Origin of the sequence: Pseudomonas sp. BF-B-30, assembly GCF_019956305.1 — a bacterium.
GTDB classification, from domain to species: domain Bacteria; phylum Pseudomonadota; class Gammaproteobacteria; order Pseudomonadales; family Pseudomonadaceae; genus Aquipseudomonas; species Aquipseudomonas jessenii.
In genome coordinates, this window is sequence record NZ_JAHBDG010000022.1 from 259,798 (window position 1) to 286,629 (window position 26,832).

General features: G+C 55.4%; 31 protein-coding genes and 4 tRNA genes. All 35 read right to left on the reverse strand.

The window, feature by feature from the left end; translation table 11 throughout:
- Nucleotides 1-4 precede the first annotated feature (4 nt).
- The 35 genes from rpsH to birA all read right to left on the reverse strand — a co-directional run bounded on the left by rpsH (nucleotide 5) and on the right by birA (nucleotide 26,616).
- Entirely contained in the window at nucleotides 5-397 is a 393-nt protein-coding gene (gene rpsH, locus KGB29_RS14055; RefSeq protein WP_003186040.1) for a 30S ribosomal protein S8, read from the reverse strand.
- A gap of 209 nt (nucleotides 398-606) precedes the next feature.
- Nucleotides 607-912 (reverse strand): 30S ribosomal protein S14, encoded by a 306-nt coding sequence (rpsN, locus tag KGB29_RS14060; RefSeq protein ID WP_003176414.1) that lies wholly within the window; start codon nucleotides 910-912, stop codon nucleotides 607-609.
- A gap of 13 nt (nucleotides 913-925) precedes the next feature.
- Nucleotides 926-1,465 carry a 50S ribosomal protein L5 gene (gene rplE / locus KGB29_RS14065; protein WP_003210069.1) on the reverse strand — a complete coding sequence of 180 codons (540 nt, stop codon included), beginning with the start codon at nucleotides 1,463-1,465 and terminating at the stop codon, nucleotides 926-928.
- A gap of 22 nt (nucleotides 1,466-1,487) precedes the next feature.
- Nucleotides 1,488-1,802 carry a 50S ribosomal protein L24 gene (gene rplX, locus KGB29_RS14070; RefSeq protein ID WP_003176416.1) on the reverse strand — a complete coding sequence of 105 codons (315 nt, stop codon included), beginning with the start codon at nucleotides 1,800-1,802 and terminating at the stop codon, nucleotides 1,488-1,490.
- An 11-nt stretch (nucleotides 1,803-1,813) separates the two neighbouring features.
- Nucleotides 1,814-2,182, reverse strand: a complete 369-nt coding sequence (rplN, locus tag KGB29_RS14075) for a 50S ribosomal protein L14 (protein WP_002555479.1) — start codon at nucleotides 2,180-2,182, stop codon at nucleotides 1,814-1,816.
- 23 nt (nucleotides 2,183-2,205) lie between these two features.
- Nucleotides 2,206-2,472: a 30S ribosomal protein S17 gene (rpsQ, locus tag KGB29_RS14080; RefSeq protein WP_003176419.1), complete on the reverse strand. Its 267-nt coding sequence runs from the start codon at nucleotides 2,470-2,472 to the stop codon at nucleotides 2,206-2,208.
- A gap of 2 nt (nucleotides 2,473-2,474) precedes the next feature.
- Nucleotides 2,475-2,666 carry a 50S ribosomal protein L29 gene (rpmC, locus tag KGB29_RS14085; protein ID WP_002555481.1) on the reverse strand — a complete coding sequence of 64 codons (192 nt, stop codon included), beginning with the start codon at nucleotides 2,664-2,666 and terminating at the stop codon, nucleotides 2,475-2,477.
- Entirely contained in the window at nucleotides 2,666-3,079 is a 414-nt protein-coding gene (gene rplP / locus KGB29_RS14090) for a 50S ribosomal protein L16 (protein WP_003228729.1), read from the reverse strand. Before rplP ends, rpmC begins: the two co-directional genes overlap by 1 nt.
- 12 nt (nucleotides 3,080-3,091) lie before the next feature.
- Nucleotides 3,092-3,778, reverse strand: coding sequence for a 30S ribosomal protein S3 (gene rpsC, locus KGB29_RS14095; RefSeq protein ID WP_007970424.1), 687 nt, complete (start codon nucleotides 3,776-3,778; stop codon nucleotides 3,092-3,094).
- A 13-nt stretch (nucleotides 3,779-3,791) separates the two neighbouring features.
- Nucleotides 3,792-4,124: a 50S ribosomal protein L22 gene (gene rplV, locus KGB29_RS14100; protein ID WP_003103908.1), complete on the reverse strand. Its 333-nt coding sequence runs from the start codon at nucleotides 4,122-4,124 to the stop codon at nucleotides 3,792-3,794.
- An 11-nt stretch (nucleotides 4,125-4,135) separates the two neighbouring features.
- Nucleotides 4,136-4,411: a 30S ribosomal protein S19 gene (gene rpsS / locus KGB29_RS14105; RefSeq protein ID WP_002555486.1), complete on the reverse strand. Its 276-nt coding sequence runs from the start codon at nucleotides 4,409-4,411 to the stop codon at nucleotides 4,136-4,138.
- A 16-nt stretch (nucleotides 4,412-4,427) separates the two neighbouring features.
- Nucleotides 4,428-5,252 (reverse strand): 50S ribosomal protein L2, encoded by an 825-nt coding sequence (gene rplB, locus KGB29_RS14110; protein ID WP_008018194.1) that lies wholly within the window; start codon nucleotides 5,250-5,252, stop codon nucleotides 4,428-4,430.
- Nucleotides 5,253-5,266: 14 nt separating this feature from the next.
- Nucleotides 5,267-5,566, reverse strand: coding sequence for a 50S ribosomal protein L23 (rplW, locus tag KGB29_RS14115; protein ID WP_002555488.1), 300 nt, complete (start codon nucleotides 5,564-5,566; stop codon nucleotides 5,267-5,269).
- A complete protein-coding gene (rplD, locus tag KGB29_RS14120; RefSeq protein ID WP_003228735.1) occupies nucleotides 5,563-6,165 on the reverse strand; it encodes a 50S ribosomal protein L4 in 603 nt (200 codons plus the stop codon). Before rplD ends, rplW begins: the two co-directional genes overlap by 4 nt.
- 12 nt (nucleotides 6,166-6,177) lie before the next feature.
- Nucleotides 6,178-6,813: a 50S ribosomal protein L3 gene (gene rplC, locus KGB29_RS14125; protein ID WP_007955641.1), complete on the reverse strand. Its 636-nt coding sequence runs from the start codon at nucleotides 6,811-6,813 to the stop codon at nucleotides 6,178-6,180.
- An 80-nt stretch (nucleotides 6,814-6,893) separates the two neighbouring features.
- Nucleotides 6,894-7,205, reverse strand: coding sequence for a 30S ribosomal protein S10 (gene rpsJ, locus KGB29_RS14130; RefSeq protein ID WP_003186070.1), 312 nt, complete (start codon nucleotides 7,203-7,205; stop codon nucleotides 6,894-6,896).
- Between the two features lie 157 nt (nucleotides 7,206-7,362).
- Complete coding sequence (tuf, locus tag KGB29_RS14135) at nucleotides 7,363-8,556, reverse strand: elongation factor Tu (RefSeq protein ID WP_008053875.1); 1,194 nt, start codon at nucleotides 8,554-8,556, stop codon at nucleotides 7,363-7,365.
- A gap of 30 nt (nucleotides 8,557-8,586) precedes the next feature.
- Entirely contained in the window at nucleotides 8,587-10,692 is a 2,106-nt protein-coding gene (gene fusA / locus KGB29_RS14140; RefSeq protein WP_057713099.1) for an elongation factor G, read from the reverse strand.
- 30 nt (nucleotides 10,693-10,722) lie between these two features.
- Complete coding sequence (gene rpsG, locus KGB29_RS14145; protein ID WP_007994653.1) at nucleotides 10,723-11,196, reverse strand: 30S ribosomal protein S7; 474 nt, start codon at nucleotides 11,194-11,196, stop codon at nucleotides 10,723-10,725.
- Between the two features lie 108 nt (nucleotides 11,197-11,304).
- The gene (gene rpsL, locus KGB29_RS14150; protein WP_003186084.1) at nucleotides 11,305-11,676 is read right to left on the reverse strand and encodes a 30S ribosomal protein S12; all 372 of its coding nucleotides are present in this window, start codon (nucleotides 11,674-11,676) and stop codon (nucleotides 11,305-11,307) included.
- A gap of 216 nt (nucleotides 11,677-11,892) precedes the next feature.
- Nucleotides 11,893-16,092, reverse strand: a complete 4,200-nt coding sequence (rpoC, locus tag KGB29_RS14155; protein WP_008053876.1) for a DNA-directed RNA polymerase subunit beta' — start codon at nucleotides 16,090-16,092, stop codon at nucleotides 11,893-11,895.
- A 64-nt stretch (nucleotides 16,093-16,156) separates the two neighbouring features.
- Nucleotides 16,157-20,230, reverse strand: a complete 4,074-nt coding sequence (rpoB, locus tag KGB29_RS14160; RefSeq protein WP_007984407.1) for a DNA-directed RNA polymerase subunit beta — start codon at nucleotides 20,228-20,230, stop codon at nucleotides 16,157-16,159.
- A 220-nt stretch (nucleotides 20,231-20,450) separates the two neighbouring features.
- Entirely contained in the window at nucleotides 20,451-20,816 is a 366-nt protein-coding gene (gene rplL / locus KGB29_RS14165; RefSeq protein ID WP_007970414.1) for a 50S ribosomal protein L7/L12, read from the reverse strand.
- Between the two features lie 75 nt (nucleotides 20,817-20,891).
- Nucleotides 20,892-21,392, reverse strand: a complete 501-nt coding sequence (rplJ, locus tag KGB29_RS14170) for a 50S ribosomal protein L10 (RefSeq protein WP_007970413.1) — start codon at nucleotides 21,390-21,392, stop codon at nucleotides 20,892-20,894.
- Between the two features lie 198 nt (nucleotides 21,393-21,590).
- Nucleotides 21,591-22,286: a 50S ribosomal protein L1 gene (gene rplA, locus KGB29_RS14175; RefSeq protein ID WP_003186095.1), complete on the reverse strand. Its 696-nt coding sequence runs from the start codon at nucleotides 22,284-22,286 to the stop codon at nucleotides 21,591-21,593.
- Nucleotides 22,286-22,717 carry a 50S ribosomal protein L11 gene (gene rplK, locus KGB29_RS14180; protein WP_007933726.1) on the reverse strand — a complete coding sequence of 144 codons (432 nt, stop codon included), beginning with the start codon at nucleotides 22,715-22,717 and terminating at the stop codon, nucleotides 22,286-22,288. The genes rplA and rplK overlap by 1 nt, the downstream gene beginning before the upstream one ends.
- A gap of 117 nt (nucleotides 22,718-22,834) precedes the next feature.
- Nucleotides 22,835-23,368 carry a transcription termination/antitermination protein NusG gene (nusG, locus tag KGB29_RS14185; RefSeq protein WP_007984405.1) on the reverse strand — a complete coding sequence of 178 codons (534 nt, stop codon included), beginning with the start codon at nucleotides 23,366-23,368 and terminating at the stop codon, nucleotides 22,835-22,837.
- Nucleotides 23,369-23,377: 9 nt separating this feature from the next.
- Nucleotides 23,378-23,746, reverse strand: a complete 369-nt coding sequence (secE, locus tag KGB29_RS14190; protein ID WP_007984402.1) for a preprotein translocase subunit SecE — start codon at nucleotides 23,744-23,746, stop codon at nucleotides 23,378-23,380.
- Between the two features lie 45 nt (nucleotides 23,747-23,791).
- Nucleotides 23,792-23,867: transfer RNA gene (locus tag KGB29_RS14195), tRNA-Trp, on the reverse strand.
- A 174-nt stretch (nucleotides 23,868-24,041) separates the two neighbouring features.
- A tRNA-Thr gene (locus tag KGB29_RS14200) sits at nucleotides 24,042-24,117 on the reverse strand.
- Between the two features lie 26 nt (nucleotides 24,118-24,143).
- Nucleotides 24,144-24,217: transfer RNA gene (locus KGB29_RS14205), tRNA-Gly, on the reverse strand.
- 24 nt (nucleotides 24,218-24,241) lie between these two features.
- Nucleotides 24,242-24,326: transfer RNA gene (locus tag KGB29_RS14210), tRNA-Tyr, on the reverse strand.
- Nucleotides 24,327-24,469: 143 nt separating this feature from the next.
- Nucleotides 24,470-24,910 carry a hypothetical protein gene (locus KGB29_RS14215; RefSeq protein WP_150814488.1) on the reverse strand — a complete coding sequence of 147 codons (441 nt, stop codon included), beginning with the start codon at nucleotides 24,908-24,910 and terminating at the stop codon, nucleotides 24,470-24,472.
- Between the two features lie 7 nt (nucleotides 24,911-24,917).
- Entirely contained in the window at nucleotides 24,918-25,667 is a 750-nt protein-coding gene (locus tag KGB29_RS14220; protein WP_150814489.1) for a pantothenate kinase, read from the reverse strand.
- Nucleotides 25,657-26,616 (reverse strand): bifunctional biotin--[acetyl-CoA-carboxylase] ligase/biotin operon repressor BirA, encoded by a 960-nt coding sequence (gene birA, locus KGB29_RS14225; RefSeq protein ID WP_150814490.1) that lies wholly within the window; start codon nucleotides 26,614-26,616, stop codon nucleotides 25,657-25,659. Before birA ends, KGB29_RS14220 begins: the two co-directional genes overlap by 11 nt.
- Nucleotides 26,617-26,832: the final 216 nt, after the last annotated feature.

Sequence of the window (26,832 nt, forward strand, 5' to 3'; positions counted from 1 at the left end):
CCCCTTAGAACACAGTGCAAAGAACTTCGCCGCCGACACCGGCAGCGCGCGCAGCACGATCAGTCATCACACCCTTGTTGGTGGAGACGATAGACACACCGAGACCGCCACGAACTTTTGGCAGATCATCGACGGACTTGTACTGACGCAGGCCTGGACGGCTAACGCGCTTCACTTCTTCGATAACCGGACGGCCTTCGAAGTACTTCAGCTCGATGGACAGCAGTGGTTTGATTTCGCTGCTGATCTGATAACCCGCAATGTAACCTTCGTCCTTCAGGACTTTGGCAACAGCTACCTTCAACGTGGAAGATGGCATGCTTACGACGGACTTTTCAGCCATCTGGGCATTACGGATACGAGTTAGCATGTCCGCTAACGGGTCCTGCATACTCATGGGCTAGACGCTCCTAATACAAAAAAATTAGCCTTGCGGCTATTACGTGTCGCCGAGAATCTCCGAGCATGAAAAACACGGGCTCAGGCGAGCCGGGTATTCTAGACACACCCCGGAAATGAATCAAGCCCCAAAAGGGGCTTGATCCAGATTCAAGGCCACCGGTGGTCAGGATCTTGCGATCCTGGACACCGAGACTTTGACAGTACTTACCAGCTGGCTTTAACCAGACCCGGTACGTCACCACGCATGGCAGCTTCACGCAGCTTGTTACGGCCGAGGCCGAACTTGCGGTAAACGCCGTGTGGACGACCGGTCAGGCGGCAGCGGTTACGCATGCGCGAAGCGCTTGCGTCACGTGGCTGCTTCTGCAGGGCTACTGTAGCTTCCCAACGCGCTTCTGGACTTGCGTTCAGATCAACGATGATAGCTTTCAGTGCTGCACGCTTCTTGGCGTACTTGGCAACCGTGAGCTGACGCTTCAGCTCGCGGTTTTTCATGCTCATCTTGGCCATGGTCCTACTCCAATCAGTTGCGGAACGGGAATTTGAACGCACGCAGCAGAGCGCGGCCTTCATCATCGTTCTTGGCAGTGGTGGTCAGGGTGATGTCCAGACCGCGGAGAGCATCGATCTTGTCGTAGTCGATTTCCGGGAAGATGATCTGCTCTTTCACGCCCATGCTGTAGTTGCCACGACCATCGAAGGACTTGGCATTCAGGCCGCGGAAGTCGCGAACCCGAGGCAGGGAGATCGACAGCAGACGATCCAGGAACTCGTACATACGCTCACGGCGCAGGGTCACTTTGACGCCGATCGGCCAACCTTCACGGACTTTAAAGCCAGCGATGGATTTGCGAGCGTAGGTCACAACGACTTTCTGGCCGGTGATCTTTTCCAGGTCAGCAACAGCGTGCTCGATGACTTTTTTGTCGCCGATCGCTTCGCCCAGACCCATGTTCAGGGTGATTTTGGTAACGCGCGGAACTTCCATCACGTTCGAAAGCTTAAGTTCTTCCTTAAGTTTCGGAGCAATTTCCTTCCGGTAAATCTCTTTTAGTCGTGCCATGGTCTCATCTACCTAGCAGTGTTCAAGCATCAACCGCTTTTTGGGTCGACTTGAAGACACGAATTTTCTTGCCGTCTTCTACTTTGAAACCAACGCGGTCAGCCTTGTTGGTTTCGCCGTTGAAAATGGCGACGTTAGAAGCATCCAGTGGAGCTTCTTTTTCGACGATACCGCCCTGCACGCCCGACATCGGGTTAGGCTTGGTATGACGCTTGACCAGGTTCAGACCACCAATAACCAAACGGTTGTTAGCGAGAACCTTAAGCACCTTACCGCGCTTACCTTTGTCTTTGCCGGCGATCACGATGATCTCGTCGTCACGACGAATCTTTTGCATGTCGGATCTCCTTACAGCACTTCTGGGGCGAGCGAGACGATCTTCATGAACTTCTCAGTACGAAGTTCACGGGTCACTGGCCCAAAGATACGGGTGCCGATCGGCTCTTGCTTGTTGTTCAACAGAACAGCAGCGTTGCCATCAAAGCGGATAATGGAGCCATCAGCACGACGTACGCCGTGACGAGTGCGGACTACTACAGCAGTCATCACTTGGCCTTTTTTCACTTTACCGCGAGGAATTGCTTCCTTCACGGTAACCTTGATGATGTCACCGATACCAGCGTAACGACGATGGGAGCCACCCAGCACCTTGATGCACATAACGCGGCGAGCGCCGCTGTTATCGGCCACATCGAGCATGGATTGAGTCTGAATCATATAATTTCTCCGACCCCTAGTCCTTAGACTTCCACAGCGCGTTCGAGAACATCAACCAGCGCCCAAGACTTGGTCTTGGCCAAAGGACGAGTTTCACGAATAGTGACTTTGTCGCCGATGTGGCACTGATTGGTTTCGTCGTGCGCGTGCAGCTTAGTCGAACGCTTAACGTATTTACCGTAGATCGGGTGCTTAACGCGACGCTCGATCAGAACGGTGATGGTTTTGTCCATCTTGTCGCTGACAACACGGCCAGTCAGCGTACGGACAGTTTTTTCGGCTTCAGCCATGATTACTTACCTGCCTGCTGGTTGAGCACAGTCTTCACGCGAGCGATGTCACGCTTAACTTGCGAGAGCAGATGAGACTGCCCCAACTGGCCAGTTGCTTTCTGCATACGCAGATTGAACTGGTCGCGCAGCAGGCCGAGCAGTTGCTCGTTCAGCTGCTGTGCGGATTTTTCACGAAGTTCATTCGCTTTCATCACATCACCGTCCGTTTAACAAAGGAGGTGGCGAGCGGCAGCTTTGCAGCAGCCAGGGCGAAAGCCTCACGCGCCAGCTCTTCAGAAACACCCTCGATTTCATACAGGACTTTGCCTGGCTGAATCTGGGCAACCCAGTATTCCACGTTACCCTTACCTTTACCCATCCGAACCTCGAGAGGTTTTTTGGAGATCGGCTTGTCCGGGAATACACGGATCCAGATCTTGCCGCCACGTTTTACGTGACGGGTCAGAGCACGACGCGCTGACTCGATCTGACGAGCGGTGAGACGACCACGAGCAACAGACTTCAGCGCGAACTCGCCGAAGCTGACTTTGCTACCGCGCAATGCCAGGCCACGGTTGTGACCAGTCATCTGCTTGCGGAACTTCGTACGCTTTGGTTGCAACATTTGGCGTACCCCTTACTTAGCAGCTTTTTTACGAGGCGCTGGTGCTTGTGGTTTCAGTTCTTCTTGGCGACCACCAATTACTTCGCCTTTGAAGATCCAAACCTTTACACCGATCACACCGTAAGTGGTGTGAGCTTCGTAGTTGGCATAGTCGATGTCGGCACGCAGGGTGTGCAATGGCACACGACCTTCGCGATACCATTCAGTACGTGCGATTTCAGCACCGCCGAGACGACCGCTCACTTGGATTTTGATGCCTTTGGCACCAATGCGCATGGCGTTCTGTACAGCGCGCTTCATAGCGCGACGGAACATTACGCGACGCTCCAGCTGCTGAGCTACGCTCTGCGCAACCAGCATACCGTCGAGCTCCGGCTTGCGGATCTCTTCGATATTGATGTGCACAGGCACACCCATTTGCTTGGTCAGGTCCTGACGCAGTTTCTCAACATCTTCACCTTTCTTCCCGATAACGATACCTGGACGAGCGGTGTGGATGGTGATGCGTGCAGTTTGGGCCGGACGATGGATATCGATACGGCTTACGGACGCGCTTTTTAGTTTGTCTTGGAGGTACTCACGCACATTCAGATCTGCGAGCAAATAGTCCGCATAAGTCCGACCGTCTGCGTACCAGACGGAGGTGTGCTCCTTGACGATTCCCAGGCGAATGCCAATGGGATGTACTTTCTGACCCATCTCTTCGACTCCGTTACTTGTCAGCAACCTTGACAGTGATATGGCAAGACCGCTTGACGATGCGATCAGCACGGCCTTTGGCACGTGGCATGATGCGCTTCAGCGAACGCCCTTCGTTGACGAAAACAGTGCTGACCTTCAGGTCATCAACGTCTGCGCCTTCGTTATGCTCGGCGTTGGCTACGGCCGACTCCAGCACTTTCTTCATGATCTCGGCGGCTTTCTTACTGCTGAAAGCCAACAGGTTGAGCGCTTCGCCCACCTTCTTCCCGCGGATCTGGTCGGCGACCAAGCGGGCTTTCTGGGCGGAGATTCGAGCGCCCGACAACTTAGCGGCTACTTCCATTTCCTAACCCCTTAACGCTTGGCTTTCTTGTCTGCCACGTGCCCGCGATAAGTGCGGGTACCGGCGAACTCGCCCAGTTTGTGGCCGACCATGTCTTCGTTCACGAGAACTGGGACGTGCTGACGACCGTTGTGTACTGCGATGGTCAGACCGACCATTTGTGGCAGGATCATCGAACGACGCGACCAGGTTTTCACCGGTTTGCGATCGTTCTTTTCCGCCGCCACTTCGATCTTCTTCAGTAGGTGAAGATCGATAAAAGGACCTTTTTTCAGAGAACGTGGCACTGTCGTATCCCTCTATTTACTTGCGACGACGGACGATCATTTTGTCGGTACGCTTATTACCACGAGTCTTCGCGCCCTTAGTCGGGAAGCCCCATGGCGATACCGGATGACGACCACCAGAGGTACGACCTTCACCACCACCATGTGGGTGGTCAACCGGGTTCATGGCAACACCACGAACGGTTGGGCGAACGCCACGCCAGCGTTTGGCACCAGCTTTACCCAGCGAACGCAGGCTGTGCTCGGAGTTCGAGACTTCGCCCAGGGTCGCACGGCATTCAGCCAGGACTTTACGCATTTCACCGGAACGCAGACGCAGGGTAACGTACACGCCTTCACGAGCGATCAGCTGAGCCGAAGCACCAGCGGAACGAGCGATCTGTGCGCCTTTACCTGGCTTCAGTTCGATGCCGTGTACGGTAGAACCGACTGGAATGTTGCGCAGTTGCAGAGCGTTACCTGGCTTGATTGGAGCCAGAGCGCCCGCGATCAGCGTGTCGCCAGCACTCACGCCTTTAGGGGCGATGATGTAGCGGCGCTCGCCGTCTGCGTAGCAGAGCAGTGCGATGTGAGCAGTACGGTTTGGATCGTATTCGATACGCTCGACAGTGGCGACGATGCCATCTTTGTCGTTGCGACGGAAATCGACCATACGGTAATGCTGCTTATGACCACCACCGATGTGACGAGTGGTAATACGGCCATTGTTGTTACGACCACCAGTCTTCGATTTCTTCTCGAGCAGCGGTGCGTGAGGAGCGCCTTTATGCAGCTCCTGGTTGACCACCTTGACCACAAAACGGCGGCCAGGGGAAGTCGGTTTGCATTTAACGATTGCCATGATGCACCCCTTCCTTACTCAGCACTGCTGCTGAAATCGAGATCTTGGCCTGGCTGAAGGGAGATAACTGCCTTCTTCCAGTCATTACGCTTGCCCAGACCGCGAGCAGTGCGCTTGCTCTTACCCAGAACATTCAGGGTAGTAACACGCTCTACTTTCACGCTGAACAGGCTTTCGACGGCCTTCTTGATTTCCAGCTTGGTTGCGTCGGTAGCAACCTTGAAAACGAACTGGCCTTTCTTGTCTGCCAGAACCGTAGCCTTCTCGGAAACGTGCGGGCCAAGCAGAACTTTAAATACGCGTTCCTGGTTCATCCCAGCAGCTCCTCGAATTTCTTCACGGCCGACACGGTGATCAACACCTTGTCGTATGCGATCAGACTAACTGGATCGGAACCTTGCACGTCACGTACATCTACGTGTGGCAGGTTACGAGCAGCCAGGTACAGGTTCTGATCAACAGCGTCGGACACGATCAGAACGTCGGTCAGGCTCATGTTGTTCAGTTTGCCCAGCAGGTCTTTGGTTTTCGGCGTTTCAACGGCGAAATCCTGAACCACGACCAGACGATCAGTACGCACCAGCTCAGCAAGGATGGAACGCATTGCTGCGCGGTACATCTTCTTGTTCAGCTTCTGGGAGTGATCCTGAGGACGAGCTGCGAAAGTGGTACCGCCGCCACGCCAGATTGGGCTACGGATAGTACCGGCACGAGCACGGCCAGTACCTTTCTGACGCCATGGGCGCTTACCGCCACCACGAACGTCGGAACGGGTCTTTTGCTGCTTGGAACCCTGACGACCGCCAGCCATGTAGGCTACGACTGCTTGGTGAACCAGCGTCTCGTTGAATTCGCCGCCAAATGTCAGTTCGGAAACTTCGATCGCTTGAGCGTCATTTACATTTAATTGCATGTCAGCTTCCCCTTAACCGCGAGCCTTGGCTGCTGGACGTACAACCAAGTTGCCGCCAGTAGCGCCAGGAACAGCGCCCTTGACCAACAACAGATTGCGTTCAGCGTCCACGCGCACTACTTCGAGGGACTGCACGGTCACGCGCTCAGCGCCCATATGACCGGACATTTTTTTGCCCTTGAATACACGACCAGGAGTCTGGCACTGGCCGATAGAGCCTGGAACGCGGTGGGATACGGAGTTACCGTGGGTGTTATCTTGCCCGCGGAAATTCCAACGCTTGATCGTACCCTGGAAGCCTTTACCCTTGGACTGACCGGTTACATCAACCAGTTGACCAGCGGCGAAGATTTCAGCGTTGATCAGATCGCCGGCTTGGTACTCGCCTTCTTCAAGGCGGAATTCCATTACGGTACGACCAGCGGCAACGTTCGCTTTAGCGAAGTGGCCAGCCTGAGCTGCTGTTACACGCGAAGCACGACGCTCGCCGACAGTGACTTGCACTGCACGATAGCCATCGGTCTCTTCAGTTTTGAACTGGGTGACGCGATTCGGTTCGATCTCAATGACCGTGACCGGAATGGAGACACCTTCTTCGGTGAAAATACGGGTCATACCCGCTTTACGACCGACTACACCAATAGTCATGTTGTAAACCTCATGAGTGTACGGGGCTTTCACCCGCTATGGCCGCCCATTTCAGAGCGTTACACGACTAAGACCGAGTCTTAGCCGAGGCTGATCTGCACTTCCACACCGGCCGCAAGATCAAGCTTCATAAGAGCATCAACGGTTTTATCCGTTGGCTGGACGATGTCCAGAACACGCTTATGAGTACGGATCTCGTACTGGTCACGCGCGTCTTTGTTGACGTGCGGGGAGACCAGAACGGTGAACCGCTCTTTACGGGTAGGCAGTGGAATTGGACCACGCACTTGAGCACCAGTACGTTTCGCGGTTTCCACGATTTCCTGGGTTGATTGGTCGATCAGGCGATGGTCGAAAGCCTTCAACCTGATACGGATTTGCTGATTTTGCATTGGATTTCAGACTCCGGCTGCTATTCCCACCGGGCGCAATACGCCCGTTAAAAGGAGGCGCAATTCTATAGACGCCCCAGATGGGTGTCAACCCAATAAAAAAGCCCCCGCTGAGCGGGGGCCTTTCAAAGCATCGAAGCTATCTCAAAAGAGATGCTTACTCGATGATTTTGGCTACGACGCCAGCGCCGACGGTACGACCGCCTTCACGGATAGCGAAACGCAGGCCGTCTTCCATTGCGATGGTCTTGATCAGGGTAACTTCCATCTGGATGTTGTCACCTGGCATTACCATTTCAACGCCTTCTGGCAGCTGGCAGTTACCAGTCACGTCAGTAGTACGGAAGTAGAACTGTGGACGGTAGCCTTTGAAGAACGGAGTGTGACGACCGCCTTCTTCCTTGCTCAGAACGTAAACTTCTGCGGTGAACTTGGTGTGCGGCTTAACCGAACCTGGCTTAACCAGAACCTGGCCACGCTCAACGTCGTCACGCTTGGTACCACGCAGCAGAACGCCGCAGTTCTCGCCAGCACGACCTTCGTCGAGCAGCTTGCGGAACATTTCAACACCGGTGCAGGTGGTGGTGGTGGTGTCACGCAGACCAACGATTTCCAGTGCATCTTGAACGCGAACGATACCGCGCTCGATACGACCAGTCACAACAGTACCACGACCCGAGATCGAGAATACGTCTTCGATTGGCATCAGGAATGGCTTGTCGATAGCACGCTCTGGTTCTGGGATGTAGCTGTCCAGGGTTTCAACCAGTTTACGAACGGCAGTGGTGCCCATTTCGTTGTCGTCTTTGCCTTCCAGCGCCATACGAGCCGAACCGATGATGATTGGAGTGTCATCGCCCGGGAAGTCGTAGGTGGACAGCAGGTCGCGAACTTCCATCTCGACCAGTTCCAGCAGCTCAGCGTCGTCTACCAGGTCAGCCTTGTTCAGGAAAACCACGATGTACGGAACGCCTACCTGACGGGACAGCAGGATGTGCTCACGGGTTTGTGGCATCGGACCATCAGCGGCCGAGCAAACCAGGATCGCGCCGTCCATCTGGGCAGCACCGGTGATCATGTTCTTCACATAGTCAGCGTGACCTGGGCAGTCAACGTGAGCGTAGTGACGGATCTTCGAGTTGTACTCGACGTGCGCGGTGTTGATGGTGATACCACGAGCTTTTTCTTCTGGCGCGCTGTCGATTTTATCGAAATCAACGATTGCGGAACCGAAAACTTCGGAGCAAACGCGAGTCAGAGCTGCGGTCAGAGTGGTTTTACCGTGGTCAACGTGACCGATGGTGCCAACGTTGACGTGCGGTAGGGAACGATCAAATTTTTCTTTAGCCACGACAATTAACTCCTTGCCTAAAGGACTGAATCAGCCTTGTTTTTTGGTTACAGTTTCGACGATGTGCGACGGAGCTGTATTGTATTTTTTGAATTCCATAGAGTAGCTTGCGCGACCCTGGGACATCGAACGAACGTCGGTCGCATAACCGAACATCTCGCCCAACGGAACTTCAGCACGGATCACCTTACCGGAGACCGTGTCTTCCATACCCAGAATCATGCCGCGACGACGGTTAAGGTCGCCCATCACGTCACCCATATAGTCTTCAGGCGTAACAACCTCTACCGCCATGATCGGCTCGAGCAACTCACCACCGCCCTTCTGGGCCAGTTGCTTGGTCGCCATGGAAGCAGCCACCTTAAACGCCATCTCGTTCGAGTCGACGTCGTGGTAAGAACCATCAAACACGGTAGCCTTCAGGCCGATCAGCGGATAGCCGGCAACTACGCCGTTCTTCATCTGCTCTTCGATACCCTTCTGGATAGCCGGGATGTATTCCTTAGGAACCACACCACCCACTACTTCGTTCACGAATTGCAGACCTTCCTGACCTTCGTCAGCAGGAGCAAAACGGATCCAGCAATGGCCGAACTGGCCACGACCGCCGGACTGACGAACGAACTTGCCTTCGATTTCGCAATTCTTCGTGATGCGCTCACGATACGAAACCTGAGGCTTACCGATGTTGGCTTCGACGTTGAACTCACGGCGCATCCGGTCAACCAGGATGTCCAGGTGCAACTCGCCCATGCCAGAGATGATCGTTTGACCAGTCTCTTCATCAGTCTTGACGCGGAAAGACGGGTCTTCCTGAGCAAGTTTGCCCAGAGCGATACCCATTTTTTCCTGGTCATCCTTGGTCTTAGGCTCTACGGCAACCGAAATAACCGGCTCCGGGAAGTCCATGCGAACCAGGATGATTGGCTTGTCAGCGTTGCACAAGGTTTCACCAGTGGTGACGTCCTTCATGCCGATCAGGGCCGCGATGTCACCAGCGCGTACTTCCTTGATCTCTTCACGGGCGTTTGCGTGCATTTGCACCATACGACCCACGCGCTCTTTCTTGCCTTTGACCGAGTTGATCACGCCGTCGCCGGAGGCCAACACGCCCGAGTAAACACGGACGAAAGTCAAGGTACCCACGAATGGGTCGGTAGCGATCTTGAACGCCAGAGCCGAGAACGGCTCGTTGTCGTCTGCATGACGCTCCATCTGCTTTTCCTCGTCATCCGGGTCAGTACCCTTGATGGCAGGAATGTCGGTTGGAGCCGGCAGGTAGTCGATAACGGCGTCGAGAACCAGGGGAACACCCTTGTTCTTGAAGGAAGAACCGCAAACAGCCAGAACGATCTCACCAGCGATAGTACGCTGACGCAGAGCACCCTTGATTTCCTCGACGGTGAGTTCTTCACCTTCAAGGTACTTGTTCATCAGCTCTTCGCTGGCTTCGGCCGCAGCCTCAACCATGTTGTTGCGCCACTCTTCAGCCAGTTCCTGCAGTTCAGCAGGGATGGCTTCACGACGAGGGGTCATACCCTTGTCGGCATCGTTCCAGTAAACGGCTTCCATGGTCATCAGATCGATCTGACCCTGGAAGTTGTCTTCGGAACCGATAGCGAGCTGGATAGGCACCGGAGTGTGACCCAGACGCTGCTTGATCTGAGCGATCACGCGCAGGAAGTTCGCACCGGCACGGTCCATCTTGTTCACGTAAACGATACGTGGAACACCGTACTTGTTGGCTTGACGCCATACGGTTTCGGACTGAGGCTCAACGCCGGAAGTACCGCAGAACACAACGACCGCGCCGTCGAGTACACGCAGGGAACGTTCAACTTCAATAGTGAAGTCTACGTGGCCCGGGGTATCGATGACGTTGAAACGGTACTGGTCTTTGTGCTGCTTGGCGGAACCCTGCCAGAAGGCGGTAATGGCAGCAGAAGTAATGGTAATACCACGCTCCTGCTCCTGCACCATCCAGTCTGTGGTCGCGGCGCCGTCATGCACCTCGCCCATTTTGTGACTTTTGCCAGTGTAAAAAAGGACGCGCTCAGTGGTGGTGGTTTTACCAGCATCCACGTGTGCAACGATACCAATGTTACGGTAGCGATTAATCGGTGTTGTACGAGCCATAAAGCCCTCGCAAAATTAGTGACGCTAAAATTAGAAGCGGTAGTGCGAGAAAGCCTTGTTGGCTTCAGCCATACGGTGAACGTCTTCACGCTTCTTAACTGCAGCACCTTTACCTTCGGCAGCGTCCAACAGTTCGCCAGCCAAACGCAGAGCCATAGACTTCTCGCCGCGCTTGCGGGCGTAGTCTACCAACCAGCGCATTGCCAGAGCGTTACGACGGGAAGGACGAACCTCGACCGGAACCTGGTAAGTAGCACCACCAACGCGGCGCGACTTCACTTCGACCAGCGGAGCGATGGCGTCGAGTGCTTTTTCGAAGAGTTCCAGGGGATCGGTGCCGGCCTTACGAGCCTTCACGGTATCCAGGGCACCATAAACGATACGCTCGGCAACGGCTTTCTTGCCGCTTTCCATTACGTGGTTCATGAATTTGGCGAGGATTTGGCTTCCGTATTTCGGATCGTCCAGAATCTCACGCTTGGCTGCTACGCGACGTCTTGGCATTGATAAGCCCTCAAACGGTCTTCAGGTTAGCCCGGGACAGCTCCTATGGATGCGTGCCCGACCTTACTCTTATCGACTCAATAAAATGAAAAACTGCAAAACGGCCGATTACTTCGGACGCTTGGTACCGTACTTCGAACGACCCTGGTTACGACCTTTAACACCGGAAGTATCCAACGAACCGCGAACGGTGTGGTAACGAACACCTGGCAAGTCTTTTACACGACCGCCGCGGATCAGTACCACGCTGTGCTCTTGCAGGTTGTGGCCTTCACCGCCGATGTACGAGGAAACCTCGAAACCGTTGGTCAGGCGCACACGGCATACTTTACGCAGTGCCGAGTTAGGTTTTTTCGGCGTGGTGGTGTACACACGGGTGCACACGCCACGGCGTTGCGGGCAGTTCTGCAGCGCAGGCACGTCGGATTTCTCGACGATACGCTTACGCGGCTGACGTACCAGCTGGTTGATAGTTGCCATCTACTAGCTCCACTGTTGTCTTGCGACGCTATTGTCTTGCAAGAAAAGCAAAATGGCAGGAACGAGTTCCCGCCAAATTTAGGGGTACAAGAGTCTAAAGAGGATCTTGTCCCCAGTCAAGGCAAGGCCCCGCCCTCCCCGCTCATCCAATCTCGACAAATTGTCTCGATTCGATGAACGGAGTGACCAGGGCCTCACACTCATTTACCGCAGAACTCAGTTACCGCTCGAGTTCAGCGCTTCGGTCAGTGCAGCTTCCACTTCACTGGCGCTTACGCGCAACGGCTTGTCTGCATCACGGCGGCGCTTACGCTCGCTGTGATAAGCCAGGCCGGTACCAGCCGGGATCAGACGACCCACGACCACGTTTTCTTTCAGGCCGCGCAGGTAATCGCGCTTGCCGGTTACCGCCGCTTCGGTCAGTACGCGAGTGGTTTCCTGGAAGGAAGCCGCCGAGATGAACGATTCGGTGGACAACGACGCCTTGGTGATACCCAGCAGAACACGAGTGAACTTGGAGACAAACTTGTCTTCGCCGCTCAGACGCTCGTTCTCTACCAGTACGTGAGTCAATTCCATCTGGTCGCCCTTGATGAAACTGGAATCGCCGGATTCAGCGATCTCAACTTTACGCAGCATCTGACGCAGGATGGTCTCGATGTGCTTGTCGTTGATCTTCACGCCTTGCAGACGGTAAACGTCCTGGATCTCGTTGACGATGTACTTGGCCAGCGCACTCACACCCAGCAGACGCAGGATGTCGTGTGGATCGCTCGGACCGTCGGAGATAACTTCGCCGCGGTTTACCTGTTCGCCTTCGAACACGTTCAGGTGACGCCACTTCGGAATCAGCTCTTCGTACGGATCGCTACCGTCGTTCGGGGTGATAACCAGACGGCGCTTGCCCTTGGTCTCTTTACCGAACGCGATGGTGCCGCTGACTTCAGCCAGAATCGACGCTTCTTTCGGACGACGGGCTTCGAACAAGTCGGCAACACGCGGCAGACCACCGGTGATGTCTCGAGTTTTCGAAGTCTCTTGCGGGATACGAGCGATAACATCACCGATCGCGATCTTCGCACCATCCGCTACACCGACCAGGGCGTTGGCTGGCAGGAAGTACTGAGCGATAACGTCAGTGCCTGGCAGCAACAGATCCTTGCCGTTGTCGTCGACCATCTTCACGGCAGGACGGATGTCTTTACCGGCAGCTGGACGATCTTTGGCGTCGAGTACTTCAATGTTGGTCATACCGGTCAATTCGTCAGTCTGACGCTTGATCGTGATGCCTTCTTCCATGCCCACGTAGGTCACGGTACCTTTCATTTCGGTAACGATCGGGTGAGTGTGCGGATCCCACTTGGCCACGATGGCGCCAGCTTCGACCTTGTCACCTTCTTTAACCGAAATCACGGCACCGTACGGCAGCTTGTAACGCTCACGCTCACGACCGAAGTCATCAGCGATGGCCAGCTCACCGGAACGGGACACGGCAACCAGGTGACCATCCACTCGCTCAACATGCTTCAGGTTGTGCAGACGGACGGTACCGCCATTCTTCACCTGAACGCTGTCGGCTGCGGAGGTCCGGCTTGCCGCACCACCGATGTGGAACGTACGCATCGTCAGCTGGGTACCCGGCTCACCGATGGACTGGGCAGCGATAACGCCGACCGCTTCACCGATGTTCACCTGGTGACCACGAGCCAGATCGCGACCGTAGCACTTGGCGCAAATACCGAAACGGGTTTCGCAGCTGATCGGCGAACGCACGATCACTTCGTCGATGCTGTTGAGCTCGATGAACTCGACCCACTTCTCGTCTACCAGAGTGCCGGCAGGAACGATGACGTCCTCGGTACCTGGCTTGAATACGTCACGGGCGATAACTCGACCCAATACGCGCTCACCCAGCGGCTCTACAACGTCACCGCCTTCAATGTGCGGAGTCATCAGCAGACCGTGTTCGGTGCCGCAATCGATCTCGGTTACAACCAGATCCTGCGCCACGTCTACCAGACGACGAGTCAGATAACCCGAGTTCGCCGTTTTCAACGCGGTATCCGCCAGACCTTTACGAGCACCGTGAGTGGAGATGAAGTACTGGAGTACGCTCAAACCTTCACGGAAGTTCGCGGTAATCGGCGTTTCAATGATGGAACCGTCCGGCTTGGCCATCAGACCACGCATACCGGCCAGCTGACGAATCTGTGCTGCGGAACCCCGCGCACCCGAGTCGGCCATCATGTACATCGAGTTGAAAGACTCTTGGTCGACTTCGACGCCATGACGGTCGATGACTTTCTCTTTCGAGAGGTTGGCCATCATCGCCTTGGAAACTTCGTCGTTCGCCTTGGACCAAAGGTCGATCACTTTGTTGTACTTCTCGCCCTGGGTTACCAGGCCGGAGGCGTACTGACTTTCGATCTCTTTCACTTCGTCGGTGGCTGCACCGATGATGCGGGCTTTTTCATCCGGGATAACGAAGTCGTTAACACCGATGGAAACGCCGGAAATGGTCGAATAGGCAAAACCGGTGTACATCAACTGGTCAGCGAAGATCACGGTCTCTTTCAGACCAACCACGCGGTAGCACTGGTTGATCAGCTTGGAGATCGCCTTTTTCTTCATCGGCAGGTTGACGACGTCGTACGACAGACCTTTTGGCACAACCTGGAACAACAGCGCACGGCCGACAGTGGTGTCGACGATACGGGTGTTGGTCACGCTGCCACCATCACGGTCGTTGACGGTTTCGTTGATCCGCACCTTGACCTTGGCGTGCAGTGCGGCTTCGCCGGCACGGAACACACGGTCAACTTCCTGCAGATCCGCGAACACACGACCTTCGCCCTTGGCGTTGATCGCTTCACGAGTCATGTAGTACAGACCCAATACAACGTCCTGCGACGGAACGATGATTGGCTCACCGTTGGCTGGCGACAGAATGTTGTTGGTCGACATCATCAACGCACGCGCTTCGAGCTGGGCTTCCAGCGTCAGCGGTACGTGCACGGCCATTTGGTCGCCGTCGAAGTCGGCGTTGTACGCGGCGCAGACCAGAGGGTGCAGCTGGATAGCCTTACCTTCGATCAGTACCGGTTCAAACGCCTGGATACCCAGACGGTGAAGGGTCGGTGCACGGTTGAGAAGAACCGGGTGTTCGCGAATCACTTCAGCGAGAACGTCCCAAACCTCTGGCAGTTCGCGCTCGACCATCTTCTTGGCAGCCTTGATGGTGGTAGCGAGACCACGCATTTCAAGCTTGCCGAAAATGAACGGCTTGAACAGCTCGAGAGCCATTTTCTTCGGCAGACCGCACTGGTGCAGACGCAGGGTCGGACCTACGGTAATTACCGAACGACCGGAGTAGTCAACACGCTTACCGAGCAAGTTCTGACGGAAACGACCCTGCTTACCCTTGATCATGTCAGCCAGGGATTTCAGAGGACGCTTGTTGGAACCGGTGATAGCGCGGCCACGACGACCGTTGTCGAGCAGTGCGTCGACGGCTTCCTGCAACATACGCTTTTCGTTGCGCACGATGATGTCCGGAGCGGACAGATCCAGCAGGCGCTTCAAGCGGTTGTTACGGTTGATCACTCGACGATACAGATCGTTGAGGTCGGAAGTCGCGAAGCGACCGCCATCCAGCGGGACCAGTGGACGCAGATCTGGCGGCAGAACCGGCAGAACGGTCAGCACCATCCACTCTGGCAGGTTGCCGGAACCCTGGAAGGCTTCCATCAACTTCAGACGCTTGGACAGCTTCTTGATCTTGGTTTCGGAGTTGGTTTGCGGAATCTCTTCACGCAGGCGGCCAATCTCGTGCTCCAGGTCGATAGCGTGCAGCAGTTCGCGGACAGCTTCGGCACCCATGCGGGCATCGAAATCGTCGCCGAACTCTTCCAGCGCTTCGAAGTACTGCTCGTCGTTGAGCAGCTGACCTTTTTCAAGGGTGGTCATGCCTGGATCGATAACGACATAGCTCTCGAAGTAGAGAACGCGTTCGATATCACGCAGGGTCATGTCCATCAGCAAGCCGATACGGGACGGCAGCGATTTCAGGAACCAGATGTGGGCTACTGGCGAGGCCAGTTCGATGTGCGCCATGCGCTCACGGCGAACTTTTGCCAGCGCGACTTCAACGCCACACTTCTCGCAGATCACACCACGGTGCTTCAAGCGCTTGTACTTACCGCACAGGCACTCGTAATCCTTTACCGGGCCAAAGATCTTGGCGCAGAACAGGCCGTCACGCTCAGGTTTGAACGTACGGTAGTTGATGGTTTCCGGCTTTTTAACTTCACCGAACGACCACGAACGGATCATCTCAGGCGATGCCAATCCGATACGGATGGCGTCGAACTCTTCGACTTGACCCTGGTTTTTCAGCAAATTCAGTAGGTCTTTCAAGGCCTTTCCTCCTGGCGGAGCAGAGAGCGGGCAATCCTGCCCCGCTCTCGATTCGCGTCACGTGTTATTCGGTTTCCAGATCGATATCGATGCCGAGGGAACGAATTTCCTTGATCAACACGTTGAAGGACTCGGGCATGCCCGGCTCCATACGGTGATCGCCATCCACGATGTTCTTGTACATCTTGGTACGGCCGTTCACATCGTCCGACTTCACTGTGAGCATTTCTTGCAGAGTGTAAGCGGCACCGTATGCTTCCAGTGCCCAGACCTCCATCTCCCCGAAACGCTGACCACCGAACTGCGCCTTACCACCCAGCGGCTGCTGGGTAACCAGGCTGTACGAACCGGTAGAACGAGCGTGCATCTTGTCGTCTACCAAGTGGTTCAGCTTCAGCATGTACATGTAGCCAACGGTAACCGGGCGCTCGAACTTGTTGCCGGTACGGCCGTCGGTCAGCTGCATCTGGCCGCTTTCTGGCAGGTCCGCCAGTTTCAGCATGGCCTTGATTTCGCTTTCCTTGGCACCGTCGAACACTGGAGTGGCCATTGGAACGCCGCCACGCAGGTTTTGAGCCAGATCCAGGATTTCCTGGTCCGAGAAGTCATCGAGGCTTTCCTGACGACCGCCGATCTCGTTATAGATCTCGTGCAGGAACTTGCGAAGCTCGGCGACCTTGCGCTGCTCTTCAACCATGCGGTTGATCTTCTCGCCCAGACCTTTGGCCGCGAGGCCCAGGTGGGTTTCAAGGATCTGACCAACGTTCATACGCGAAGGTACGCCCAACGGGTTGAGGACGACGTCGACCGGGGTGCCATTGGCATCGTGCGGCATGTCTTCAACCGGCATGATCACGGAGACCACACCCTTGTTACCGTGACGACCGGCCATCTTGTCGCCCGGCTGGATGCGACGACGGATTGCCAGGTAAACCTTGACGATTTTCAGCACGCCTGGAGCCAGGTCATCGCCCTGCTGCAGTTTGCGCTTCTTGTCTTCGAACTTGTCGTCCAGCAGACGGCGACGATCAACGATGTAGGCCTGGGCCTTCTCGAGCTGCTCGTTCAGAGCATCTTCAGCCATGCGCAGTTTGAACCACTGGCCGTGCTCAAGACCGTCGAGAACTTCGTCGGTGATGTCCTGGCCTTTCTTCAGACCGGCGCCGCCTTCGGCTTTGTGGCCGACCAGAGCGGAACGCAGACGTTCGAAAGTAGCACCTTCAACGATGCGGAACTCTTCGTTCAGGTCCTTGCGGATCTCGTCCAGCTGGGACTTCTCGATCGACAGGGCACGAGCATCACGCTCAACGCCGTCGCGGGTGAAGACCTGTACGTCGATGACAGTACCTTTGGTACCGGTAGGTACACGCAGGGAAGTGTCTTTAACGTCGCTGGCTTTTTCACCGAAGATCGCACGCAGCAGTTTTTCTTCCGGAGTCAGCTGGGTCTCGCCTTTCGGAGTGACCTTACCGACCAGGATGTCGCCTGCGCCAACTTCAGCACCTACGTAAACGATACCGGCTTCGTCCAGCTTGTTCAGAGCCGCTTCACCCACGTTCGGGATGTCGGCAGTGATTTCCTCTGGGCCAAGCTTGGTGTCACGGGCCACACAGGTCAGTTCCTGGATGTGGATCGTGGTGAAACGGTCTTCCTGAACAACACGCTCGGACAGGCAGATGGAGTCTTCGAAGTTGAAGCCGTTCCATGCCATGAACGCGATGCGCATGTTCTGACCCAGTGCCAGTTCACCCATGTCGGTGGACGGGCCGTCGGCCATGATGTCGCTACGCTGAACCCGATCACCCTTACGCACCAGCGGACGCTGGTTGATGCAGGTGTTCTGGTTGGAGCGGGTGTACTTGGTCAGGTTGTAGATGTCGACACCGGCTTCACCGGTTTCAACTTCGTCATCGGCAACACGAACCACGATACGGCTGGCGTCGACGGAGTCGATCACGCCGCCACGACGAGCCACGACGCAAACGCCGGAGTCACGGGCTACGTTACGCTCCATGCCGGTACCTACCAGCGGCTTGTCGGCACGCAGGGTTGGTACAGCTTGACGCTGCATGTTCGAACCCATCAACGCACGGTTGGCGTCGTCGTGCTCGAGGAACGGAATCAGCGACGCAGCAACCGAAACTACCTGCTTCGGCGATACGTCCATCAAGGTGACGTCTTCCGGCGCCTTGACGGTGAATTCGTTCAAGTGACGAACAGCTACCAGCTCGTCGATCAGGACTTTCTTGTCGTTCATCGTGGCCGAGGCCTGAGCGATCACGTGATCGGCTTCTTCGATGGCGGACAGGAACACGATCTCGTCGGTGACCAGAGCGTCTTTCACCACGCGGTACGGGCTCTCGAGGAAGCCGTACTGGTTGGTGCGCGCATAAGCGGCCAGGGAGTTGATCAGACCGATGTTCGGACCTTCCGGCGTTTCAATCGGGCATACACGACCGTAGTGAGTCGGGTGTACGTCACGCACTTCAAAGCCGGCACGCTCACGAGTCAGACCGCCAGGGCCGAGTGCAGAAACACGACGCTTGTGGGTGATCTCGGACAGCGGGTTGTTCTGGTCCATGAACTGGGACAGCTGGCTGGAACCGAAGAACTCCTTCACCGCCGCAGCCACTGGCTTGGCGTTGATCAGGTCTTGTGGCATCAGGCCTTCGCTTTCAGCCATCGACAGACGCTCTTTGACCGCACGCTCAACACGTACCAGGCCAACGCGGAACTGGTTCTCGGCCATTTCGCCTACGCAGCGAACACGACGGTTACCCAGGTGGTCGATGTCATCGACGATGCCTTTACCGTTACGGATGTCGACCAGGGTCTTCAGTACCGCGACGATGTCTTCCTTGCACAGCACGCCCGAACCTTCGATCTCGGTACGACCGATACGACGGTTGAACTTCATCCGGCCGACCGCAGACAGGTCATAGCGCTCAGGGCTGAAGAACAGGTTGTTGAACAGGGTCTCGGCAGCGTCCTTGGTTGGCGGCTCGCCAGGACGCATCATGCGATAGATCTCGACCAGCGCTTCCAGTTGGTTGCTGGTGGAGTCGATCTTCAAGGTGTCGGAGACGAACGGACCGCAGTCGATATCGTTGGTGTACAGAGTTTCGATGCGAACAACCTGAGCCTTGGCGATTTTGGCCAGGATCTCGGTGTTCAGCTCGGTGTTGCACTCTGCCAGGATTTCGCCGGTTGCCGGGTGCACGATGACCTTGGCGGTTGTACGACCCAGGACGTAGTCCAGAGGCACATCCAGCTCTTTGATCCCGGCTTTTTCCAGCTGGTTGATGTGGCGAGCGGTGATACGACGACCCTGCTCGACAATAACCTTGCCTTTGTCATCCTGAATATCGAGGACAGCGATTTCACCGCGCAGGCGCTGAGGCACCAGCTCCAGGCTCAGGGTCTCGCCCTTCACGTGGAATACGTTGGTGGTATAGAACGCGTCCAGCACTTCTTCAGTGGTATAGCCCAGCGCGCGCAGCAGTACCGAGGCAGGCAGCTTGCGACGACGGTCGATACGCACGAATACGCAGTCTTTCGGGTCGAACTCGAAGTCCAGCCACGAACCGCGGTAAGGGATGATGCGCGCGGAGTACAGCAGTTTACCGGAGCTGTGCGTCTTGCCACGGTCGTGGTCGAAGAACACGCCCGGGGAACGGTGCAGCTGGGAAACGATTACACGCTCGGTACCGTTGATTACGAAGGTACCGTTCTCAGTCATCAGGGGGATTTCACCCATGTAGACTTCTTGCTCTTTGATGTCCTTGATCGCTTTGTTCGACGACTCTTTGTCGAAAATGATCAGGCGCACTTTTACCCGCAAAGGTACGGCGTAAGTTACACCGCGCAATACGCATTCTTTGACATCAAATGCCGGTTCGCCCAGGCGATAACCGACGTACTCCAGCGCAGCATTGCCGGAGTAGCTGATGATCGGGAAAACGGATTTGAAGGCCGCATGCAGGCCCACGTCGCGGAACTGATCTTTAGTCGCTCCCGCTTGCAAGAATTCACGATACGAATCCAGCTGGATGGCCAGGAGGTACGGCACATCCATGACGTCCGGCAACTTGCTAAAGTCCTTGCGGATACGTTTTTTCTCAGTATATGAGTAAGCCATCAGCGTTCCCCAGCTTGGTCACCTGCTTGTTTGGCCCCTCCCGACGGGAGCAGCCAGAAAATCGTGCAAACCCCATGGTTTGCGCCACCGCATCGGGTGGTTACAGCACGTTATCGGCACCGACCCAGTCGGCTGCCAATAACGGAAAAAGGCCGGTGGCAAGAGCCACCAGCCATCAGCCTGTCGCTTAACGCTCGGGCTGGAGGAGCAAAGTCGATGCTTACTTCAGCTCGACTTTAGCGCCTGCTTCTTCCAGAGCTGCTTTGGCTTTGTCAGCTGCGTCTTTGGCAACAGCTTCCAGAACCATGGCAGGTGCGCCGTCAACTACAGCCTTGGCTTCTTTCAAGCCCAGACCGGTCAGTTCACGTACAGCCTTGATCACGTTAACTTTCTTCTCGCCAGCTTCGGTCAGCATGACGTTGAATTCGGTTTGCTCTTCAGCAACGGCAGCAGCAACAGCTGGACCAGCCGATGCAGCAGCAGCGGTAACGCCGAATTTTTCTTCGAAAGCTTTGATCAGCTCAACAACTTCCATTACGGACATGTTGCCAACTGCTTCAAGGATATCGTTCTGAGAGATAGACATGAATCTAATTCCTGATATTGGGGACGGCCTACGCGACCATCGAAAAAAACAAAAAACGCGAGAAGTTGACGAGCCTTAGGCTGCAGCAGCTTCTTTCTGGTCGCGAATTGCCGCCAGAGTACGAGCCAACTTGCTGGTAGCGCCTTGAATCACGCTCATCAGCTGAGAAATTGCTTCGTCACGGGTCGGCAGAGTTGCCAGTACGTCGATTTGGTTAGCTGCGAGGAACTTGCCCTCGAACGCAGCTGCCTTGATCTCGAACTTGTCCTGACCCTTTGCGAATTCCTTGAAGATCCGGGCAGCAGCGCCTGGATGTTCCTTGGAGAACGCAATCAGGGTAGGGCCAGTGAACACGTCGTTGAGGACACTGAATTCAGTGTCAGCAACAGCGCGCTTGAGCAGGGTGTTACGTACAACACGTACGTAAACGCCAGCTTCACGAGCCTCTTTACGGAGTCCGGTCATCGCGCCTACTGTTACGCCACGGGCATCAGCCACGACAGCGGACAGAGCGACTTTGGCAGCCTCGTTGACTTCAGCGACGATGGCCTTCTTGTCTTCGAGTTTAATTGCCACGGGTTTAACTCCTGCTTGTTACCGTTTCATCTGGTCGAAACCGGATGTCGTTTTGGTGTCTGATTCGGTAAGGAACCGGGAGCACCATCTGCGTAGGCTTGTGGTTTAAGACTTGCGTCGCCTACGGTCTTGGATAGCCCCCGCCAGGCAGGGACCCCAATTTTTCAATTGGCGCAATCGCTTGCACCAATCTGTGTCTTACGCGTCGAGCGAGCTTTGGTCGATGACCAGACCTGGGCCCATAGTGGTGCTCAGGGTAACGCGCTTGACGTAAATGCCTTTCGAGGAAGCTGGCTTGATACGCTTCAGATCAGCGATCAGGGCTTCAACGTTTTCCTTCAGCTTGACGGCGTCGAAGCCGATCTTGCCAACGGAAGTGTGGATGATGCCGTTTTTGTCGGTGCGATAACGAACCTGACCAGCCTTGGCGTTTTTAACCGCGGTAGCTACGTCTGGAGTTACGGTGCCGACTTTAGGGTTAGGCATCAGGCCACGTGGACCGAGGATCTGACCCAACTGACCTACAACGCGCATTGCATCCGGGGATGCGATCACTACGTCATAGTTCAGGTCGCCGCCTTTCATTTCGGCAGCCAGATCGTCCATACCTACGCGGTCAGCGCCGGCAGCCAGAGCGGCTTCAGCAGCTGGACCCTGGGTGAACACAGCAACGCGAACGGTCTTGCCAGTGCCGTGTGGCAGCACAGTAGCGCTACGAACGACCTGGTCGGATTTACGCGGGTCAACACCCAGGTTTACAGCTACGTCGAACGACTCGCTGAACTTGACAGTCGACAGCTCGGCCAGCAGGGCAGCAGCGTCTACAAAGTTGTAGGCCTTGCCTGCTTCGATTTTGCCGGCGATAGCCTTTTGACGCTTGGTCAGCTTAGCCATTACACACCCTCCACGTTAAGGCCCATGCTACGAGCAGAACCGGCGATGGTACGCACGGCTGCTTCCATATCAGCTGCAGTCAGATCCGCGTTTTTGGTTTTCGCGATTTCTTCCAGCTGAGCACGGGTCACGGTGCCAACCTTAACGGTGTTCGGACGAGCGGAACCGCTGGTCAGACCGGCCGCCTTCTTCAGCAGAACCGAAGCAGGGGTGGATTTGGTTTCGAAAGTGAAGCTACGGTCGCTGTAGACAGTGATGATCACTGGAGTCGGCAGACCTGGCTCAAGACCCTGAGTACGGGCGTTGAAAGCCTTGCAGAATTCCATGATGTTCACGCCGTGCTGACCCAGAGCAGGACCAACAGGTGGGCTTGGGTTAGCCTGAGCGGCCTTCACTTGCAGCTTGATGTAAGCGGTAATCTTCTTGGCCATGAGGCACTCCAATTACGGGTTCGAACGCCTCGAGAGGCTCCCCGGTTACTTGCGCGTTTATCCCAGTGACGACAAAACCCCACAGCCTACGGCTGCGGGGTTGGGATTTTTGTTCAACTAGACCTTTTCGACCTGGCTGAACTCGAGCTCCACCGGAGTAGAGCGACCGAAAATGAGCACTGCGACCTGAATCCGGCTCTTTTCGTAGTTAACTTCTTCAACAACACCGGTAAAGTCCGCAAACGGACCGTCGTTGACGCGCACCGACTCACCCGGCTCGAACAACGTCTTCGGCTTCGGCTTGTCGCTACCATCGGCAACGCGACGCAGAATGGCTTCTGCTTCTTTATCGGTGATTGGCGCAGGCTTATCAGCAGTACCGCCGATGAAACCCATCACCCGAGGAGTATCCTTAACCAAGTGCCAAGTACCCTCGTTCATATCCATCTGCACCAGCACATAGCCAGGGAAGAATTTGCGTTCGCTTTTGCGCTTCTGGCCATTGCGCATTTCAACCACTTCTTCAGTGGGAACCAGAATCTCGCCGAAGCCATCTTCCATACCGGCCAGCTTTACGCGCTCGATCAGCGAGCGCATTACATGCTTCTCGTAACCGGAGTAAGCATGCACAACATACCAACGCTTAGCCACGGGACACCCTTAGCCGACGATCAAGGAAACAAGCCAGCCGAGCAGGGAATCAAGCCCCCACAACAGCAACGCCATAACCAGGACAACAGCCACAACGATCAACGTGGTCTGCGTGGTTTCTTGGCGAGTTGGCCAAACGACTTTACGAATTTCGGTGCGCGCTTCCTTAACCAGTACAAAGAAAGACTTGCCCTTGACCGTCTGCAGGCCTACAAAGGCAGCTACAGCAGCAATAGCAAGCAATGCGAGTACGCGGTACAGGATCGGCGAAGCAGAAAAGTACTGATTGCCAACAACGCCAACAACCACCAGAGCGACTACTACAAGCCACTTGAGGAGGTCGAAACGAGAGCCTTGAGCTTCAGCTTTAGGAGTCATCTATGAAGATCCTGTGAAAAGAAAGCCAGACACACCGAGTGAATCTGGCAGGTCAGGAGGGAATCGAACCCCCAACCTACGGTTTTGGAGACCGTCGCTCTGCCAATTGAGCTACTGACCTAAAACAAAATCAGGCCGACCATTATGCCGACCCGAAAAAGACTTTACAACACTTACCAGGCAATCCTGGTTGCGACACCGGCATTCTCGACACCGGCAACCTTCAGAAACACAATCAGGCGCAACCACTACCACCTAAAACAAAGGCAGATATTTTCATATCTGCCTTGTTATATGGAGCTCTTGAGCGGATTTGAACCGCTGACCTCACCCTTACCAAGGGTGTGCTCTACCAACTGAGCTACAAGAGCGTAACACTGTGCAAAACCTGTAAACTTGGAGCGGGTAGCGGGAATCGAACCCGCATCATCAGCTTGGAAGGCTGAGGTTCTACCACTAAACTATACCCGCGAGGCTTACAGCTCTCGCTAAAAATGGTGGAGGGGGAAGGATTCGAACCTTCGAAGTCGTAGACGTCAGATTTACAGTCTGATCCCTTTGGCCGCTCGGGAACCCCTCCTAAGCGAGCCGGCATTCTACATCATGCCAGCCTTCTGTCAAGCATTTTTCTCATTAAAAACCTGAGCTTAGCTGCGTTGACCTCGCTTCACACCGTTAACCGTTTCCGGTGTTCGCTGTGGAGCGGGCGCCATTCTATGCAAACTATTCGATGGGTGCAACCCCCTCGCACGGCATTATTTTATGTTTTAACTCATTGAATTCTTTAGAAAGGTTTATCAGCTGCAAATCGTCCAGCCAACGCCGGCTTTCCGGCGCGATACGCACCCAATACCCTGCCCCTTCGGTCGCAGCTTTCGGCAGGGACTGATACTTGACCTCCATCCCGCTCAAACGACGCTCAACCGCCTGCACGGCCTCCTGGCGCGTATAGCCGCCCAGATAAAGGCAGCCATTGTCTGTCGAGACAGCTTTACCCTTATCCTTGGAGACGTCACCTGCTTCGCTCAACAAGCGGATATCTTGTTGAGACCCGCGATACAGACTCAAAGGCGTGACATCCTTCGCGCGCAGAGGTGCCTCTTGTTGATGCCAGATGTAGTAGAAGCCATTGAGGACAAGCAGCAGCAGAAACAACCAACGCATAAAAACCTCAGGACAAGGGACAGGCCATGGCCAATCCGACAAACACCAAGTCCGGAACAACCCTGGCCTGAGGCACGGCCTCAGTAACCAGGCTCGCATCCCCCCCGGTGAGGAATACGACAAAGTCCTCACCCCAGTAGCTGCGCGCCAACTCGAGCTGAGTCATTACGAAGCCGCGCAACATCAACAGACAACCACGCTCTACAGCCTCGACAGTCGCGCGCCCCGGGACAAGACTTTCCAGAGCCTGCTCGGCCGCCAGATCCCCATAACGAATTTTGCGAGTGTGGGTGCGCAATTGGTTTCGCATCAACGGCATCCCCGGACAGATGAAACCACCCAGGTGCTCTCCATCCGCCGCGATAAAGTCAGCAGTCACCGCCGTACCGAAGTCGAGCACCAGGCACGCACCTGAAGCCAGATGAAAGCCTCCGAGCATTGCAAGCCACCGGTCCAGACCCAGCCGCTCAAACTCCTCATACCCATTGCGCACACCTGACATTTCGCGCGCTGGCGTTGCGCACACAACCGGCACATCAAAGGTATCCCTGAGCAAAGAAGTCAGCGCAGCGGTTTCCTCCGCGGTCCTGACGCTCACCAGCCGGCAAAATGTGAGGGCAAGCCCTTTGAGCCCCCCCAACCCCTCCAGCAATGCGAGATTGGAATCGACGACTCCCTCACCAAGCACCTGCCCGGCATTAACGGCAAGCACACGCCACTTGATGAAACTATTCCCACAATCGAGCTCAAGAATCATCACGCAACCTCAGGCTCAACTCACCACCACTGAAGACTTTCTCCACACCATCCACCTTCAGGCGCAAGGCGCCCTGGCCATCGATACCAAGTACCTCACCATCAATTTGATTGACACCGGCAATCAACGACACGCTTCGCCCCTGCCACAGATGATTTTGCTCCCACTCCGACTGGATGGCCAAAAAACCACCTGCCTGGTGACGAGCCAGGTATCGCTGCAGCATCTCCCCCAACACCGCGACCAATTGGTTGCGATCAAACAATTTGCCTGACTCGAGCCGCAGGGATGTCCATTGCTGGTCCACTTCGTCAGCGGACTGCATGTTCACATTGATTCCCACTCCTAGGACCACGTGACACACATCTGCAGGATCACCAACCAACTCGAGCAGTATCCCCGCGATTTTTTTCTGACCTACAAGGACATCGTTAGGCCATTTCAATCCAGCGGCTGCAATACCGAGTTCACGCAACGTCTGCAAGACAGCGAGCCCAACGACGAGACTCAAGCCCTCCAACTGACGCATCCCACCATCAATGCGTAGCACCAGGCTGTAATAGACGTTTTCTGCGAACGGACTAACCCACTTGCGACCACGCCGCCCACGCCCGGCTGTCTGCCGCTCCGAAAGCACCACAAACGGCGCCGCTTGCCCACGATCAATAGCGCGCAGCGCCTCGGCATTAGTGGAGTCGATTGAATCGTAAACCCGGACGGGCCAGTTGCAAGAAGGCGCCTGAGCGCTTATCTCGGCAGGATCGAGCAGCGCCAATGGCGCGGACAATTGATAGCCGCGCCCACGAACCTTGTGAATAGACAAACCCAGCTCAGCTTCCAAATGCTGAAGCTGCTTCCACACAGCACTACGGCTGACGCCCAGGGCAGCACCCAATGCTTGACCCGAATGGAATCGGCCATCTTTAAGAAGCTTTAACAACGTCAGCATGCAGGTCTCGCCTCACAATGAGGCCCGCATGATAGCCACGCACCGAGCGATTGCATAGAAATCCAGTAGCCGTGACTTTCCCGCGGACAAAAACAAAACCCCTACCTGCATACGCAGATAGGGGTTTCGGAATTTAATCTTGACGATGACCTACTCTCACATGGGGAAACCCCACACTACCATCGGCGATGCATCGTTTCACTGCTGAGTTCGGGA